At 42.8% G+C, this 13801-nt stretch carries 13 protein-coding genes; 6 read left to right on the top strand and 7 right to left on the bottom strand.

Annotation, left to right across the window (positions count from 1 at the left end):
• The first annotated feature begins 6 nt into the window (after positions 1–6).
• Positions 7–825, top strand: coding sequence for a tryptophan synthase subunit alpha (gene trpA / locus DBT_RS02680; protein ID WP_067616182.1), 819 nt, complete (start codon positions 7–9; stop codon positions 823–825).
• Here trpA and DBT_RS02675 read toward each other — a convergent pair.
• On the bottom strand, positions 803–1813 hold the full coding sequence (locus tag DBT_RS02675) for a J domain-containing protein (RefSeq protein ID WP_067616180.1): 1011 nt from the start codon (positions 1811–1813) through the stop codon (positions 803–805). The genes trpA and DBT_RS02675 overlap by 23 nt on opposite strands.
• A gap of 6 nt (positions 1814–1819) precedes the next feature.
• Complete coding sequence (locus DBT_RS02670) at positions 1820–2410, bottom strand: 5' nucleotidase, NT5C type (RefSeq protein ID WP_067616178.1); 591 nt, start codon at positions 2408–2410, stop codon at positions 1820–1822.
• 245 nt (positions 2411–2655) lie between these two features.
• On the opposite strand from DBT_RS02670, the gene DBT_RS02665 reads away from it, so the two are divergent.
• The gene (locus tag DBT_RS02665; RefSeq protein WP_067616176.1) at positions 2656–3084 is read left to right on the top strand and encodes an NIL domain-containing protein; all 429 of its coding nucleotides are present in this window, start codon (positions 2656–2658) and stop codon (positions 3082–3084) included.
• Here DBT_RS02665 and DBT_RS02660 read toward each other — a convergent pair.
• Positions 3079–3777, bottom strand: a complete 699-nt coding sequence (locus DBT_RS02660; RefSeq protein ID WP_067616174.1) for a TIGR04283 family arsenosugar biosynthesis glycosyltransferase — start codon at positions 3775–3777, stop codon at positions 3079–3081. The genes DBT_RS02665 and DBT_RS02660 overlap by 6 nt on opposite strands.
• Positions 3774–4238, bottom strand: a complete 465-nt coding sequence (locus DBT_RS02655) for a dynein heavy chain (protein WP_067616172.1) — start codon at positions 4236–4238, stop codon at positions 3774–3776. The genes DBT_RS02660 and DBT_RS02655 overlap by 4 nt, the downstream gene beginning before the upstream one ends.
• Positions 4239–4321: 83 nt before the next feature.
• On the opposite strand from DBT_RS02655, the gene ispG reads away from it, so the two are divergent.
• Genes ispG through DBT_RS02640 form a run of 3 tightly spaced genes read left to right on the top strand, consistent with a single transcriptional unit; the run spans position 4322 to position 9306 of the window.
• A complete protein-coding gene (ispG, locus tag DBT_RS02650) occupies positions 4322–5422 on the top strand; it encodes a flavodoxin-dependent (E)-4-hydroxy-3-methylbut-2-enyl-diphosphate synthase (protein ID WP_067616170.1) in 1101 nt (366 codons plus the stop codon).
• Positions 5419–7137, top strand: coding sequence for a proline--tRNA ligase (locus DBT_RS02645; RefSeq protein ID WP_067616168.1), 1719 nt, complete (start codon positions 5419–5421; stop codon positions 7135–7137). The genes ispG and DBT_RS02645 overlap by 4 nt, the downstream gene beginning before the upstream one ends.
• Before the next feature lie 12 nt (positions 7138–7149).
• Positions 7150–9306 (top strand): RelA/SpoT family protein, encoded by a 2157-nt coding sequence (locus DBT_RS02640; RefSeq protein WP_067616166.1) that lies wholly within the window; start codon positions 7150–7152, stop codon positions 9304–9306.
• A 17-nt stretch (positions 9307–9323) separates the two neighbouring features.
• Here DBT_RS02640 and rpmB read toward each other — a convergent pair whose 3' ends face one another.
• From rpmB to queC, 3 genes are all read right to left on the bottom strand, one after another.
• Positions 9324–9518, bottom strand: a complete 195-nt coding sequence (gene rpmB, locus DBT_RS02635; RefSeq protein ID WP_067616164.1) for a 50S ribosomal protein L28 — start codon at positions 9516–9518, stop codon at positions 9324–9326.
• 136 nt (positions 9519–9654) lie between these two features.
• Positions 9655–10821, bottom strand: a complete 1167-nt coding sequence (locus DBT_RS12165; RefSeq protein WP_067616162.1) for a TIM barrel protein — start codon at positions 10819–10821, stop codon at positions 9655–9657.
• Positions 10805–11515: a 7-cyano-7-deazaguanine synthase QueC gene (gene queC, locus DBT_RS02625; protein ID WP_067616161.1), complete on the bottom strand. Its 711-nt coding sequence runs from the start codon at positions 11513–11515 to the stop codon at positions 10805–10807. The genes DBT_RS12165 and queC overlap by 17 nt, the downstream gene beginning before the upstream one ends.
• Positions 11516–12237: 722 nt before the next feature.
• Between queC and DBT_RS02620 the strand changes: the two genes are divergently transcribed.
• The gene (locus tag DBT_RS02620; RefSeq protein ID WP_067616159.1) at positions 12238–13758 is read left to right on the top strand and encodes a methyl-accepting chemotaxis protein; all 1521 of its coding nucleotides are present in this window, start codon (positions 12238–12240) and stop codon (positions 13756–13758) included.
• The last annotated feature ends 43 nt before the right edge of the window (positions 13759–13801 follow it).

The following is a 13801-nucleotide window of genomic DNA, read 5'->3' as shown; positions in this document are numbered from 1 at the left end:
ACGTAAATGAAGGAATCAAGGATTAATAAGGCATTTTCTCATTGTCAGGAAAGGGGAGAGGCTGCTTTTATACCATTTATTACAGCCGGGGACCCTGATATTAATACTACATATGAGATCTGCCTTAAGATGGCAGAGATGGGGGCCGATATTATTGAGCTTGGGATGCCATTTTCAGACCCACTTGCAGATGGACCAACCATTCAGGCATCGAGTCAAAGGGCCTTGACCAGAGGAATTAACACTGAAATGATCCTTTCCCTTGTTTCAAGGCTCCGTTCTGTTACTCAGTGCCCAATAGTACTCATGGGCTACTATAATCCAATACTACAATATGGGCTCAAGCAATTTGCCAAGGATGCAAAAGAGGCAGGCGCTGACGGCACTATTATCCCTGATCTACCCCTTGAAGAGTCAGGCCAGTGGCAAAAGGAGGCAGATAAGATTGGGTTGTCAAACATCTTTCTCGTTGCTCCCAATACTCCTATGGACCGTGTGGAAAAGATCTCGAGAAAGTCGAGGGGCTTTCTATACTATGTGTCCGTAACAGGGATCACAGGTGCCAGACAGGAGCTACCGAAGGAGCTTGTGGATGGACTCAAGAAAGTGAAGAAGGTTAGTCCTGTGCCGGTTTCCGTTGGTTTTGGCATTTCTAGGCCAGATCAGGTGCGCCAACTCAGAGAATATGCCGACGGAATAATCGTGGGTAGCGCAATCATTAAAATTGTTGAGAAAAATAATCCTTCTAAAAAGTTGATCGTGGACGAGATTGGGAATTTTGTCAAGGAGATGAAAAAGGCTACTACCAATTCTTACGCCTCATGAGAAAAGTATAGGCCTCTTTTAATCTGATGAAATTCTCATGATCTCCACCTTTGTCTGGGTGGAGTTTCAAGGCCTTTTTCCTAAATGTCCTGGTCAGTTCTTGTTCGTCCATTGAATCAAATTCGTCCTTAGTGATTCCTAGAATGGCCAGGTATTCGTCTTCGTTCGGATGGATAGCTGAAGGCTCCCTATAAGTACCTTCTGTCCTGAATCTTCCTCCAATGTATCCTGCACCTTTTGAGTGAAAGAAGATATCGAAGTAGTATATAAGATATTTCCTTAGGTAAGGATGAACACCTAAATGGTCCGTCTCCCTGGCCCCTTGATCCAGGTAGGTAGGATCGTTGTTTAATTTGCATAGCTCTTCTAAAAAGAAAGAGTCCATCTGATTGAGATCCTGGACCTCTGGAATGAATCTCGATTGTCTTGGCTTAAAATGTTCTGGGAGGTTAAAAATCGTATATAAGTAGCCCCTCATCTCCCAAGGTCTTAGTTCCAATTCCATGAATCCTATTGCGTGTTCTATCTCATCCCTAGACTTATTGAGGGGCAATTCCAAAAAAGGGAAGGGGTGTTCCCACATTGGTTCAATATTAATCTGGCCAAATTTTAGAAAGAGTAGTCTTCGCCTGTCAAATGGATGAATATCGATTTTTTGTCCCTTGATCCCCCTTCTGTAACGCCCTTTTGGGCTAGATCTGCCATGAGAGAAGTTTTCAATGGTTATCTTGATTTCGGGATCAAGAAACGGCCAAAAAAGTTCTTCTAGCTCTCTATAGTCAAAATATGTGGCCTTTGACCTCACCTCGTCTTCTAGGTCAGGATCAATGTAAAAGCCCTTTGGTCCCACATACTTAATAAAAATTTCTGGATCTTCGCCGAGGTCAAAGAGGTCTCGGGACCTGTAAAGCCCGTCTTGGCCTTTAACGGATTCCCGGATCACAAAACGTGTTTTACCTGTTTTGTCTTTTACATGGGCCAGATACATGACTATTTAGAGACCAGTGAGCTCCAGGAGCTCTTTCCAGGACCTTACGCGTTTAAAAGGGGTATGATTCCTGTTCCATGGCTGATCATAAACAATCGCGCCAATGCCGTGTTCATAAAGCTGAATGCAGGTGTCGAGATTGTCTTCTACAAAGTATTTATACCCATAACCCTTTAAAACTTCGGCCTTTTTTTCATGTACTCCAGTGGCAATGACCCTTATCTGGTTTGGAGGTAACTCCTTTAAGAGATCATGCAACCATGCCTCAATTCCCTCTTTTTCGGGCCTTGCTGTCACAAAGGTAAGATGTTCACACTTTTCAAAAAAGGCCTTGAGTCCTTCGCGTGCCCCTTCAATTGGTCTCAGCCCTACCTGGAATGGATCTTTGATTATTTTGTCAACTATCTCCCATACTATTTTTTCAGGTACAGGCAGGCATTGTTCAAGCCAATAATTAGTGATCTGATCCTTGCTCAAATTGGTAATGCCGTATTCATTTCTGGCAACCTCGATAAAGGTCCCCATGGTGTCTGCCACAACACCGTCGATATCAAAGGCAAAAAATTCTGGTGCTAAGTTTTTTCTTTTGTGTTTCATGATAAATATGATATACTATTAAATCTATCGTTATTCAATAGTTATTCGGTAGCACTTCGTAGTACTTTGTTGTGGTTCGCACATGGTCCTCCATAAAGACCACCACCTATAAATTCATGCTCCTGAAGGAGCTTTAGGCTGGTGTAATGGGATATAGTACCTACCGAATAACAACTAAATGACAACTCAATAATCACCAAATAATAATTGTAATTAAGTATCTCTTTGTTTTTGGAGGTGTAATTATGTATACGCGAATCCTAGTTTTGAGATTTCCACCTGAAATTACAGACAAGCCTTTGGTGTGTAGCCTGGCAAGAGAGTTTGACCTCTGTTTTAACATATTGAAGGCCGAGATCCTTCCTGGTCAGGAGGGTATAATGGTACTCGAACTCTCTGGGCATAAAAAACACGTCTCAGAAGGACTCAAGTATTTGAAGGCACAGGGTGTAAAGGTCAAGTCTGTTGCTCAGGAGATCAGACGAAATGAGGAAGTCTGCATCCATTGCGGCGCATGTACTGGCATATGTCCTACAAATGCCCTTACCTTAGACCCAGACACTTTTGAGGTGGTGTTCGAGCCCAAAAAGTGTAAGGGATGCGAGCTCTGTGTGGTGGTTTGTCCAGTCAGGGCAATGGAAATCAGATTCGCCAAGGAAAAGGCCCTTTCATAAGTCTTTTCTTGTCTTTCGTGGATAGTACAGACGAACTAGGTGGTTGGGAGGGACGCCTAGGAAAAAACCGAGTATAATCAACTGATTTAAAAACGTTGTCCTTAGGATCCCGTATTTTCCCCAGCGTCTTGGAGAAGTTTTTATATGGGATCTTGCAAGTAAAATCCTCCCTCTCTTTTTCATCCTCCTTACAAAATCGAAATCTTCCATTATTGGATAGTCTTTAAAGCCACCGGCACTAAAGAAGTCCTCCCTTTTGATAAAGAGCCCTTGATCCCCATATGGCAATGAAAGAATTGAGGATCTCAGATTGACCATGGTTTCTACGAGCCTGAATGGAGGTGATGGAGAATCTATTTTTAGTCTGAATGCCCCTAAGGTTGCCCCTTTTTTCAGGAGTATCTGGTATATGTCTTCTTTAAACGTCCTGGGTATAGTTGAATCGCCGTGGACAAAAAAAAATATATCACCCCCTGCAGCCCTTGCCCCTGCGTTTAACTGAGATCCTCTGCATGCTCCTGCTTTAAGTAATTTTGTCCTGTGGGCCTTTGCTATTTCAGGGGTGCCATCACTGCTGCCACCATCTACAACGATGGCCTCTACGTCCTCGAACACCTCGATTGTCTTCAGCAAATTGCCTATATTAGCCTTTTCATTTAGGCACGGGATAATTACAGAAATGGTCTTGTTCATCCACTTGAGTAGTCGCCTCTATATATTTTGTATGCCTCGACCGCAGTCCTTACCCCAATTTCATTCAATGTATCCCTTAGTGGATCTCCTTCATTGAGGAGGTCTCGAATGACCTTTAAGGTCTCGGTACGATCATTGAGAATATCACGGTACTGTTCTAAAATCTTATCTTTTTGAGGGGGGTTTTCTTTAATGGTAAAGGATAGGCGTTCAAGGAACGTAAGGCTTTCTTCCCCATAACTCAATGCATGTTTTTGTATATCAGTAGTCGTCGAAGTATCCTGTATACCTTGAATTGGATCTACAGGAGAAGCGGGATTAGGACTGGAAACAGCAGTCTTCTCGCGTAGGATTTCATCAAATCTTCCTACAGCCTTGCCTCCCTTTTCATTTGTGGTCTTTGGATCGTTATTTATTTCAATTGTAGGTGTCTTTGGTGATGTCCCTGGAAATATCTTCATAAAAAGCCCCTTGTTTCATTTTTTCAAAGCGCAAAGCCTGTCAATAGATTGCCCAAATCCTGTATGTGGAGTATTTTTCATCTATGACTCACTTTACCTTTAACATACCTAAGAGACGAAAAACAAGGACCATCCATGTTGGCAATGTCCCTATAGGTGGCGACCATCCCGTTGTAGTACAATCTATGACAAATACAGATACCAGAGATGTAAATGCCACCATCAACCAAATAACATCCCTTTCTTCTTGTGGTTGTGAGATAGTCCGCGTCGCAGTCCCAGACATGGAGGCTGCGAGGGCCATCTCGAAGATTAAGCATGCAAGTCCTGTGCCTATAATTGCGGATATCCATTTTGACTGGAGGCTTGCAGTCTCTGCAATTGAACATGGAGCCGATGGAATACGCATAAATCCTGGAAATATTGGGGGAAAAGAGAAGTTAGAGAAGGTTGTAAAAAAGGCAAAAGAATTTCAGATCCCTGTGCGTGTTGGAGTAAATGCAGGGAGCCTTGAAAAGGATATTCGGCAAAAATATCACGGTCCGACCCCGGAAGCACTGGTGGAAAGTGCCCTTCGAAATGTAGAACGGGTTGTGGAATTGGGACATGAACTTATCAAGATATCAATAAAGTCTTCTGATGTACTCACAACTATTGCGGCGTACAGGATGCTTGCTGAAAAGACAGACTATCCTCTACACCTGGGAGTGACAGAGGCAGGTGGGCTAATTTCAGGGACTGTAAAGAGCAGTGTTGCTCTTGGGGCCTTGTTGATGGATGGGATTGGAGATACCATCAGGGTCTCGCTTACTCGTCCTCCAGAAGAAGAGGTCAAGGTAGCCTATGAGATCCTCAAGGCCACTGGATTGAGACAGCGGGGGGCGGAAATAATTTCCTGCCCAACCTGTGGTAGGTGTGAAATCAATCTCTTCTCCCTTGCTGAAGAGGTAGAAAGCAGGGCTCAGACCATTGAAGAGCCCATTACTATTGCAGTAATGGGGTGCGTTGTGAATGGCCCTGGAGAGGCGAGGGCCGCAGATATTGGAATTGCCGGAGGAAAAGGGGTAGGGATCATCTTTAAACGCGGTAAGATTTTGAAAAAGGTAAAAGAAGAACGACTTCTAAAGGAATTCTGGGAAGAGGTGGAGACGCTTATTAAGGAAAAGAGAGGAGGAAGTAAATGAGATATTCAAAGCTCTTTTTGCCAACTCTAAAAGAGGTTCCATCCGAGGCAGAGATTATCTCGCATAAACTCATGTTAAGGGCCGGAATGATAAGACGGCTGGCTTCGGGTTTATATAGTTATCTTCCTTTGGGGTTAAAGGCACTTAGAAAGGTTGAGACCATCGTTAGGGAAGAGATGTTTAGGGCAGGTGCCCAAGAAGTCTTACTTCCCATGGTCCAGCCAAGGGAGCTTTGGGAAGAGAGTGGTCGTTGGCAAAAGTATGGGAAGGAGCTTCTGAGATTTAAGGATAGACACGAACACGATTTTTGTCTTGGTCCTACCCATGAAGAGGTGATAACCGACCTTGTACGTCGAGAGGTGCGCTCTTATAGGGACTTGCCCCTTAATCTGTTTCAGATCCAAACAAAATTTAGGGACGAGATTCGCCCTCGATTTGGCCTTATGAGGGGGCGAGAGTTCGTCATGAAGGACGCCTATAGTTTTGATGTGGATGAAGAGGCCCTTGATCGGCAGTATTGGAATATGTTCGAGGCCTATTGTCGGATATTTGAACGTTGTGGCCTGGATTTTAAGGCAGTTAAGGCAGACACAGGTGCCATCGGTGGGCATGAATCCCATGAGTTCATGGTTATTGCAGATACTGGAGAAGATGAGATTGCTTCGTGTACAGTATGTAAGTGGGCTGCCAACATAGAATTAGCAGAGGTGAAGTCAGGTTCAGACAGTGGTGATGAAGGCGAAGCTTTCGATGAGATCAAAAAGGTGAATACCCCTGGGGTCAAACAGGTAGAAGATGTTTCTGAGTTTCTAAAGGTGCCTCTACATAAGATTGTGAAAAGCCTTGTCCTTGAGACCGATAAAAAAGACGTGGTTGTCGCCATGGTGAGAGGGGATCACGAGTTAAATGAGGTCAAAATGAAAAAGGTCCTTGGCTGCGATGAGTTGACCTTGGCAAAAGAGGCGACAGTAGAGCGGGTTACAGGTGCGCCTATAGGATTTGCAGGTCCAGTGGGATTAAGGGAAAAGGTAATCCTTATTGCAGATAACTCCATAAAAAGCCTAAGGAATTTCGTGGTAGGAGCTAATGAAAAAGATGCTCATCTTTTGAATGTCAACTGGGACCGTGACATAAAAGATGTCAGTTTTTCAGACATAAGGAACATTACTGAGGCCGATCCTTGTCCTGAATGTGGATCCACAATTGAGATTAGGAGGGGGATTGAGGTAGGACATGTGTTCAAGCTGGGAACAAAATACAGTGAGGCCATGGGGGCCACCTTCTTAGACAAGGACGGAAAAGAAAGGCCCATTGTAATGGGTTGTTATGGAATTGGAGTCTCAAGAACGGTCCAGGCAGCAATTGAACAAAACCATGATGAACTGGGTATAGTATTCCCTGAGCCAATAGCTCCATTTGATTTAATAGTTACAGTAGTTAATGTTAAAGATGAAGAGCTTCGGGCGTCTGGTGAGAATATTTACAAAGCAGCTCTGTCAAAAGGTATCGATTGTCTATTCGATGATAGGGATATGCGTCCTGGAGTAAAATTTAAGGACGCTGAGTTGATTGGAATCCCTGTTCGCATAACAGTAGGTAAACGCCTGAAAGAAGATGGGAGCGTAGAGGTCTTTCATAGAAAGACGAGGCAAGTGGAATTGATTCCAATGGAAAAACTCGAAGATGTGCTTAATTCTCTCAAATATAGCTCTTAGTGTAGAGTGACAATGATCCGAATACATGACATCCTTGATCAGATTCACTCATATCTGCCTGATGCCGACACTCATTTAGTAGAAAAGGCCTACGTATACTCTGCAAAGGTACATGCAGGGCAGGTGAGGCTATCTGGAGAGCCATATCTTTCACATCCTCTTGAAGTTGCTCTAATTCTGGCGAAGATGCGCCTTGATCTCCCAAGTATTGCTGCGGGATTACTTCATGACACAGTCGAGGATACCCTGGCTACTCTAGACGATATAAAGAGCCTTTTTGGAGACGATGTTGCTCAGATCCTAGACGGTGTCACCAAACTAAGTAAAATAAAATTTCACAGTCAGATACAAAAGCAGGCTGAAAATATTAGAAAAATGATCCTTGCTATGAGCAAGGACCTTAGGGTCATACTGGTTAAACTAGCAGACAGACTTCACAATATGCGGACCCTAGAATACCAAAAGGAACACAAGAGGGTGAAGGTCGCAAGAGAAACCCTTGACATTTATGCCCCTCTTGCCAGTAGGCTTGGAATTGACTGGATAAAAAGAGAGCTCGAAGATCTTTCTTTTAAATATCTGTATCCTGCAGAGTATGAAGAATTAAAAGAGAAGGTAGAGGCCAAGCTCGGTCAGAGGAAGGCCTATGTAGAGGAGGTCAAAGATCTTATTGCAAGAAAGATGGCAGACTTTGGCCTGAGCTGTAGGGTGCTAGGGCGTCCAAAGCACCTTTATAGCGTCTTTAGAAAGATGAGGCTTAGAAACCTTCCTCTGGAGGAGATATACGATTTAATTGCCTTTAGGATAATTCTTAAGACAAAAAAGGAATGTTATGAAGCCCTTGGCATAGTCCATTCCCTGTGGAAACCGGTCCCAGGGCGCTTTAAGGACTATATTAGCCTTCCTAAGGCCAACATGTACCAGAGTCTCCATACAACGGTAATTGGTCCTTATGGCGAGAAGATGGAGATCCAGATCCGTACGGAAGAGATGGACAAGGTGGCTCGGGAAGGTATCGCAGCCCACTGGCTGTACAAGGAAGGGACCATCATCACACCTGATAAACAAAAACAGTTTGACTGGCTCAATCAGCTAATGGAGTGGCAAAAGGAGCTCGAAGATCCACGGGAGTTTCTTGACTCTGTTAGGATGGATCTATTCCCTAACGATGTCTACGTCTTTACACCTGGGGGAGATGTCAAGGAATTTCCCAGAGGAGCAACCCCTATAGATTTTGCCTATGCCATCCATACAGAAGTTGGTCACCATTGTGCTGGAGCTAAGGTGAATGGAAAAATGGTCCCTCTTAAGTATGAGTTGCAAAATGGTGATGTTGTTGAAATTATTACCTCTCCTCAGCATGTGCCCAGCAGAGACTGGCTGAAGATTGCCAAGACTAGCAGGGCCCTGACACGTATTCGTCATTGGATAAAAACTGAAGAGAGACAAAAGAGCTTAAATCTCGGAAAAGACCTGCTCTTGAGGGAATTTAAGAAGAACCGGGCCGATTTTTCAGAGTTTATAAAAGATAAGGGCGAAGAAGTCGCAAAAGAGCTTTCTTTTAAAGGTCTGAACGACATGCTTATTGCCATTGGCTATGGAAAGATCTCTCCGATTCAGGTCTTTAAAAAGTTTCAACGCCTTGAACAGATAGAGGAAAAGACAGACGATGAATTAATAGAAGAGCTTAACCAGGACGATGCCAAGAAACTAGAAGAAAGCGCTCAGCAGGGAATCAATATTCATGGTATTGACAACATAATGGTTCATCTTGGAAAGTGTTGTACTCCTGTGCCGGGCGATGACGTTATTGGCTACATTACTCGAGGCCGTGGGGTCACTGTTCACAGGACAGATTGCGTAAACGTAAAAAATTTAGATCCTGAGAGAAAGGTAGACGTTACATGGCATAGAGAGCCTGGAGAGACTTACCCTGTAAGGCTTCATGTAATGACTACAGACAAAAAGGGAATGCTCGCAGCAGTAAGCAACGCCATAAGTAATGGAGAGGGCAATATAAAAGAGGCCAAGGTAATAACTACCCCTGACAATAACGCCATGTTCAATTTTTTAGTAGAAGTCAGAGACAGTTCCCACTTAAAGAAGATTATAAGCGGAATCAGACGGGTTCAGGGAGTAAATTGGGTGGGAAGGGCCTCTTACGCATAAGGCCCTCTTAAACTTTTCTATCCAATCGCCTTTGTAACCTTCCCGGCCTTAATACACTTGGTGCATACAGTAATCTTCTTTGTCTTTCCACCTACTACTGCCTTGACCTTTTGAAGATTTGGAAGCCAACGCCTTTTGGTGTGGTTATTGGCATGGCTTACATTGCAGCCTGTAACTGGACCCTTTCCGCAAATATCGCAACGTTTGGCCATCTTTGAACTCCTTTCGTCCTTTTTTATAGAACCTAAATCTTGCAATTGGCGAGTTTACCCAATAGGCATTCTTGCCCCATTTTGCCGTGCAAGATTTAGGTGAAATAGTTCGCGCATATATATAACATTTAGAGTTTTATTTCAAGGAGGTATTTAGGTATTTTTTCAGTAGGTTACTTACTGCTCGAATTGCGGGCATGACTGCATCCTCATTATGGGCCTCGATGGTGAGGATTGGTAGTTTTTTATGTTCCTTTAACCACTTAAATAGGGAATCAAAGTCAAGTCTTCCACGTCCTACAGCAAGGTGCTCATCGCTCTTTCCATGATTATCATGAAGGTGAAGTTCCATGAGACGATCTCCGCAACTACTCAGCCACTCATCCATGGAGCACTTGGAAAATACTACTTGATGGGCAAGATCAAAGCAGAAGCCAACAGCCTCTTGGGCAAATGCGGCAAAAATGTCTTCGTGAAGTCTAGGATCGTATTCAAAGGTGTTTTCTATCAGGAGTTTGACATTAGGGGCTTTTTGATTTGCATGATCTATGAGTTCAAAAAGTGATTCCTTTGCCCTTTCTCCCCAGGCCTTCTCGTATTCGCCATGGTGCTTGGGATCAAACCCCGTGTGAATTACCATGGTTTTTGAACCAAATATTCTTGTAATATCAATGGCTTTTTTAAGGATGTTTACGACAGCCTCCCTGATCGAAGAATTTACTGATCCTAAGGGAAGATCTGTAAAGGGTCCGTGTATAGTCACTTTAAGATCATTTTTTTTGAGTATGTCATTTACTCGTTCAAAGTCTTGTACTGAGAATTTATCTAAAATTCCCCCGTTTAAGCCGATTTCAAGATTTAGCCTGGACTCCAACACTGTGTCTAAATATTGTTCTACCAATAGGTCAAATGGGCATGTTACGTTAAGAAAAGATCTGGAGCAAATTAAGGTCACCACTTCTTCATATGTGGCATCTTTTCTAAAACCGGGGCAATCGGCCTTTATAGCCAGCCATGCATTTTCATCATTAAGGATGCTGGGATGAAGTGGCCAGCGTCTACAGTGAAAGGGTTTTACTGGATGGATTTTGCACAGATTATCTTTTCCGTAAAATATGCAGTGGCCATCCACTATTTTCATTTCTACTCTGTTGCCGTTGTAGATGAGATATTTTTGGAACAGTTCTTCTTTAGTAAGCCCTAGAAACTCAGCAACTCTTGTTTGTTCCTCTGGGGTCAATGAAACAGTTGCTACCCCATGACAACAGTGGCCACATTGTGCACATTCAAATACTGGTCTCACCCCTATTCTCCTTGTCTGCTTTGTACGGAATTGGGTCTTTTAGGCCCGCCTCTTTAAATCCCTTTAGTCTCAAAAGGCATGAATCACACCTACCACAGGCAAGGTCCTCATCTTTATAACAGGACCAGGTGAGTTCAAGTGGAGCTCCAAGCCTTGCGCCTGCTTCTACTACTTCCTTTTTGCCCATATGGATAATGGGGGTCCTTATCTTGATGTTGGTCTCAGGTCTTGTGCCCTCATGAATGGCCAATTCCATTGCGTCGAAAAAGGACCTCCTACAATCAGGATATCCAGAAAAGTCGACCTCTGTGGCGCCTATGTAGATAAATTGAGCACCAATAACCTCTGCCCACGAAGTAGCAATTGAGATGAGGTGGGCGTTTCTAAAGGGTACGTATGTAATGGGTATCCCATTGGTTGAAAGGGTATCTTGAGGGACGTCGATAGAAGTGTCTGTTAACGCAGAACCACCGATTTTTTTTAGGTAACCAATGTCTACAACAAGCCGTTTTTCCACCTGGTAGTAGTCTGCAATTTTGTTAAATGCCTCGAGTTCCCTTTGTTGGGTCCTTTGTCCATAATTTACGTGGACAAAGGCGACTTCACACTCTTCTTTTGCAAAGGCAGCAGTAACGCAACTATCGAGACCTCCGCTTACCAAACAGACTGCTAAGGGTCTTTTGTTATTTTCCATGTGGCAAATCCCAAATATTTTTATGATAATCCTTGTCTTTCTTGAAAACTTCCTGGTCAGTCATGACCAAAATTAACCAGAATGTCCTCTATGGCAAGGGCCAATATTGGATAACGCATATAAATATTATATAACAACAAAGTGAAATTTAAGAGGCCTGCAATTCGTACGAGTCATTGAATGAGCCATTGGAATTTATGGAGGAACATTCCAAGTTGGTCCCAATTTCTATATAAATGGCCATCTAGTGGCTTTGTCCTATCCGCCATTTTTTGTTTGGCCGACCTACATGGCATCCATGCCGTGAAGGTCGGTGACTGTATCCACGCACGCCTCTTCAGCCCCTACCTTGAAGGTCCTTGTGATACGGGAACGCCTACGTTTGGTACAAACAGGTAATGTGCCTATTCATAGAAATTTTTACCAACTAATTTTCAATAGCGGCATTCGACTACTAGAAATCTCCTTTTGGGAAGAGAATTTATGGTTTATAATTATCTGATTTTGTTAATAAAGAACCATAAAAATATTTTTTTTAAAGGTGTTGACATCTTATTACGATAATATATCGAAAGAGTGCTTATATGGCAAATGTGATAACAATCACATATATGCTAGACAATAGCATTTAGTCTTGACAGGTTGGGGTTTGTTTTTTTAGGGATAAAGAATAAAAAAAATAACCAATCTAAACAATATAAGTATAAGGAGTTGGTCGGCAGATGTTCAAAACTATTAAAGAAAAGCTAATACTGAGCACAATTTTATCATTAATTGCAATAGTTATTTCTGTAATAGTCTCATATTTTTTGAGTGTATTAGAGATTAAAAGGATAATGATTTTAGATTTAGAAAATATGGCTAATGTACTTCAAAAACAGTTAACATATGTTGCAAATATAAGAACAGATGCGTGGAAAGATCCTAAATTTAGAAAAACAATGCATGAATTGAAAATTGGTAAAACAGGATATGTATATTTTATGAATGAAAAGGGTGATTTTGTGATTCATCCTACAAAAGAAGGAAGAAATTTTGCAGGACATGGTTATGTAGATTACATAAGAAGGCATAAAGAAGGTGGAATTTATGAATACGTTTCAGCTGCAACTCAACAGGACAAGATCGTCGCTTTTAGATATATAGCTCCTTGGAAACTTTGGGTAATCCCTGGAATCAATAAGGCCGACTACTTTGAACAATTAAAAAACGAGTTTTTAAAATGGCTCAGTACTCTTGGGTTGATTCTATTCTTATTGATACTCCTAGTAAATTTCTTCCTCAGTAAACAAATATTGAATTCTTTGGATAATTTTAGAGAGTTAGCTAAGGATTTGGCCTCTGGAACAGGTGATTTGACAAAAAGGATTGAGAGTAAGACGAAAGACGAAATATCAAAGGTAGCAAAATACTTCAATCAATTTTTAGATAAGATTCACCACCTGGTGGCTCAGATAAAGGATAAGGGACAGACAGTTGCCATTGAGGCCCAAGATTTGAGGTCTGTCTCAGAACAGATGGCTGATACAGCAGATAATACCCGGAATCTTGTTGATGAGGTAAACAGTGCCGTCGAAACAATAGGAGAAAATGTATCCAGCATAGCGACTGCCATGGAAGAGATGACGGCCGCTATATCTGAGATTGCTCAGCATACCTCGCAGGCCAACACAGTTGCCAACGAGGCTGATGAGAAGGCCCGTCACGTCCATCAGGTCATTAAGGCCTTAGCCAATTCTTCCAAAAAGATAGATGATATCAGTAAACTGATAGGTACTATCTCGGAACAGACCAATCTACTGGCATTGAATGCCACTATTGAAGCAGCAAGGGCTGGAGAGGCTGGCAAAGGCTTTACCGTTGTGGCAAATGAAATCAAAGAACTTGCCAGACAAACAGGTGATTCTGTTGCTGAAATTGACGAGGTAGTAAGAGACCTTCAAGATAGGGCAGAAGAGGCAATGGTTGCTGTGGAAAGGATCGTTTCGGTGATTCAAACTGTTGCGGAGTTGTCTAACAACATAGCTGTTGCTGTGGAAGAACAGACCGCCGCTACCAATGAGATCAGTAGCAATACCCAGAGAGTCAATAGCGAAGTAAACGAGGTAGTAAAGATGAGCCAATCCATTGCCGCCGCAGGGGATCAAACTGCACAGGGGGCGCGACAGTTACAGGAGGCCGTTGATCGACTGAGTAGGTTGTCGAGTGATTTAAAAGTAGTCTTAGAACAATTCAGGATTTAAAACAAGACCATCACAAGAGACGCTAATGTATCTGTTGTTGAGG

The organism is Dissulfuribacter thermophilus (assembly GCF_001687335.1).
In the GTDB taxonomy this organism is placed as follows: Bacteria; Desulfobacterota; Dissulfuribacteria; order Dissulfuribacterales; family Dissulfuribacteraceae; genus Dissulfuribacter; species Dissulfuribacter thermophilus.
This window is presented reverse-complemented; position numbering and strand designations above follow the sequence as displayed.

Coding starts and splice junctions, on each gene's coding strand:
- DBT_RS02655 (WP_067616172.1), bottom strand. CDS start 4,238: ATGAAGATATTTCCAGGGACATCACCAAAGACACCTACAATTGAAATA.
- trpA (WP_067616182.1), top strand. CDS start 7: ATGAAGGAATCAAGGATTAATAAGGCATTTTCTCATTGTCAGGAAAGG.
- DBT_RS02660 (WP_067616174.1), bottom strand. CDS start 3,777: ATGAACAAGACCATTTCTGTAATTATCCCGTGCCTAAATGAAAAGGCT.
- queC (WP_067616161.1), bottom strand. CDS start 11,515: ATGGAAAATAACAAAAGACCCTTAGCAGTCTGTTTGGTAAGCGGAGGT.
- DBT_RS02640 (WP_067616166.1), top strand. CDS start 7,150: ATGATCCGAATACATGACATCCTTGATCAGATTCACTCATATCTGCCT.
- DBT_RS02675 (WP_067616180.1), bottom strand. CDS start 1,813: ATGTATCTGGCCCATGTAAAAGACAAAACAGGTAAAACACGTTTTGTG.
- DBT_RS02645 (WP_067616168.1), top strand. CDS start 5,419: ATGAGATATTCAAAGCTCTTTTTGCCAACTCTAAAAGAGGTTCCATCC.
- DBT_RS02620 (WP_067616159.1), top strand. CDS start 12,238: ATGTTCAAAACTATTAAAGAAAAGCTAATACTGAGCACAATTTTATCA.
- DBT_RS02665 (WP_067616176.1), top strand. CDS start 2,656: ATGTATACGCGAATCCTAGTTTTGAGATTTCCACCTGAAATTACAGAC.
- rpmB (WP_067616164.1), bottom strand. CDS start 9,518: ATGGCCAAACGTTGCGATATTTGCGGAAAGGGTCCAGTTACAGGCTGC.
- ispG (WP_067616170.1), top strand. CDS start 4,322: ATGACTCACTTTACCTTTAACATACCTAAGAGACGAAAAACAAGGACC.
- DBT_RS02670 (WP_067616178.1), bottom strand. CDS start 2,410: ATGAAACACAAAAGAAAAAACTTAGCACCAGAATTTTTTGCCTTTGAT.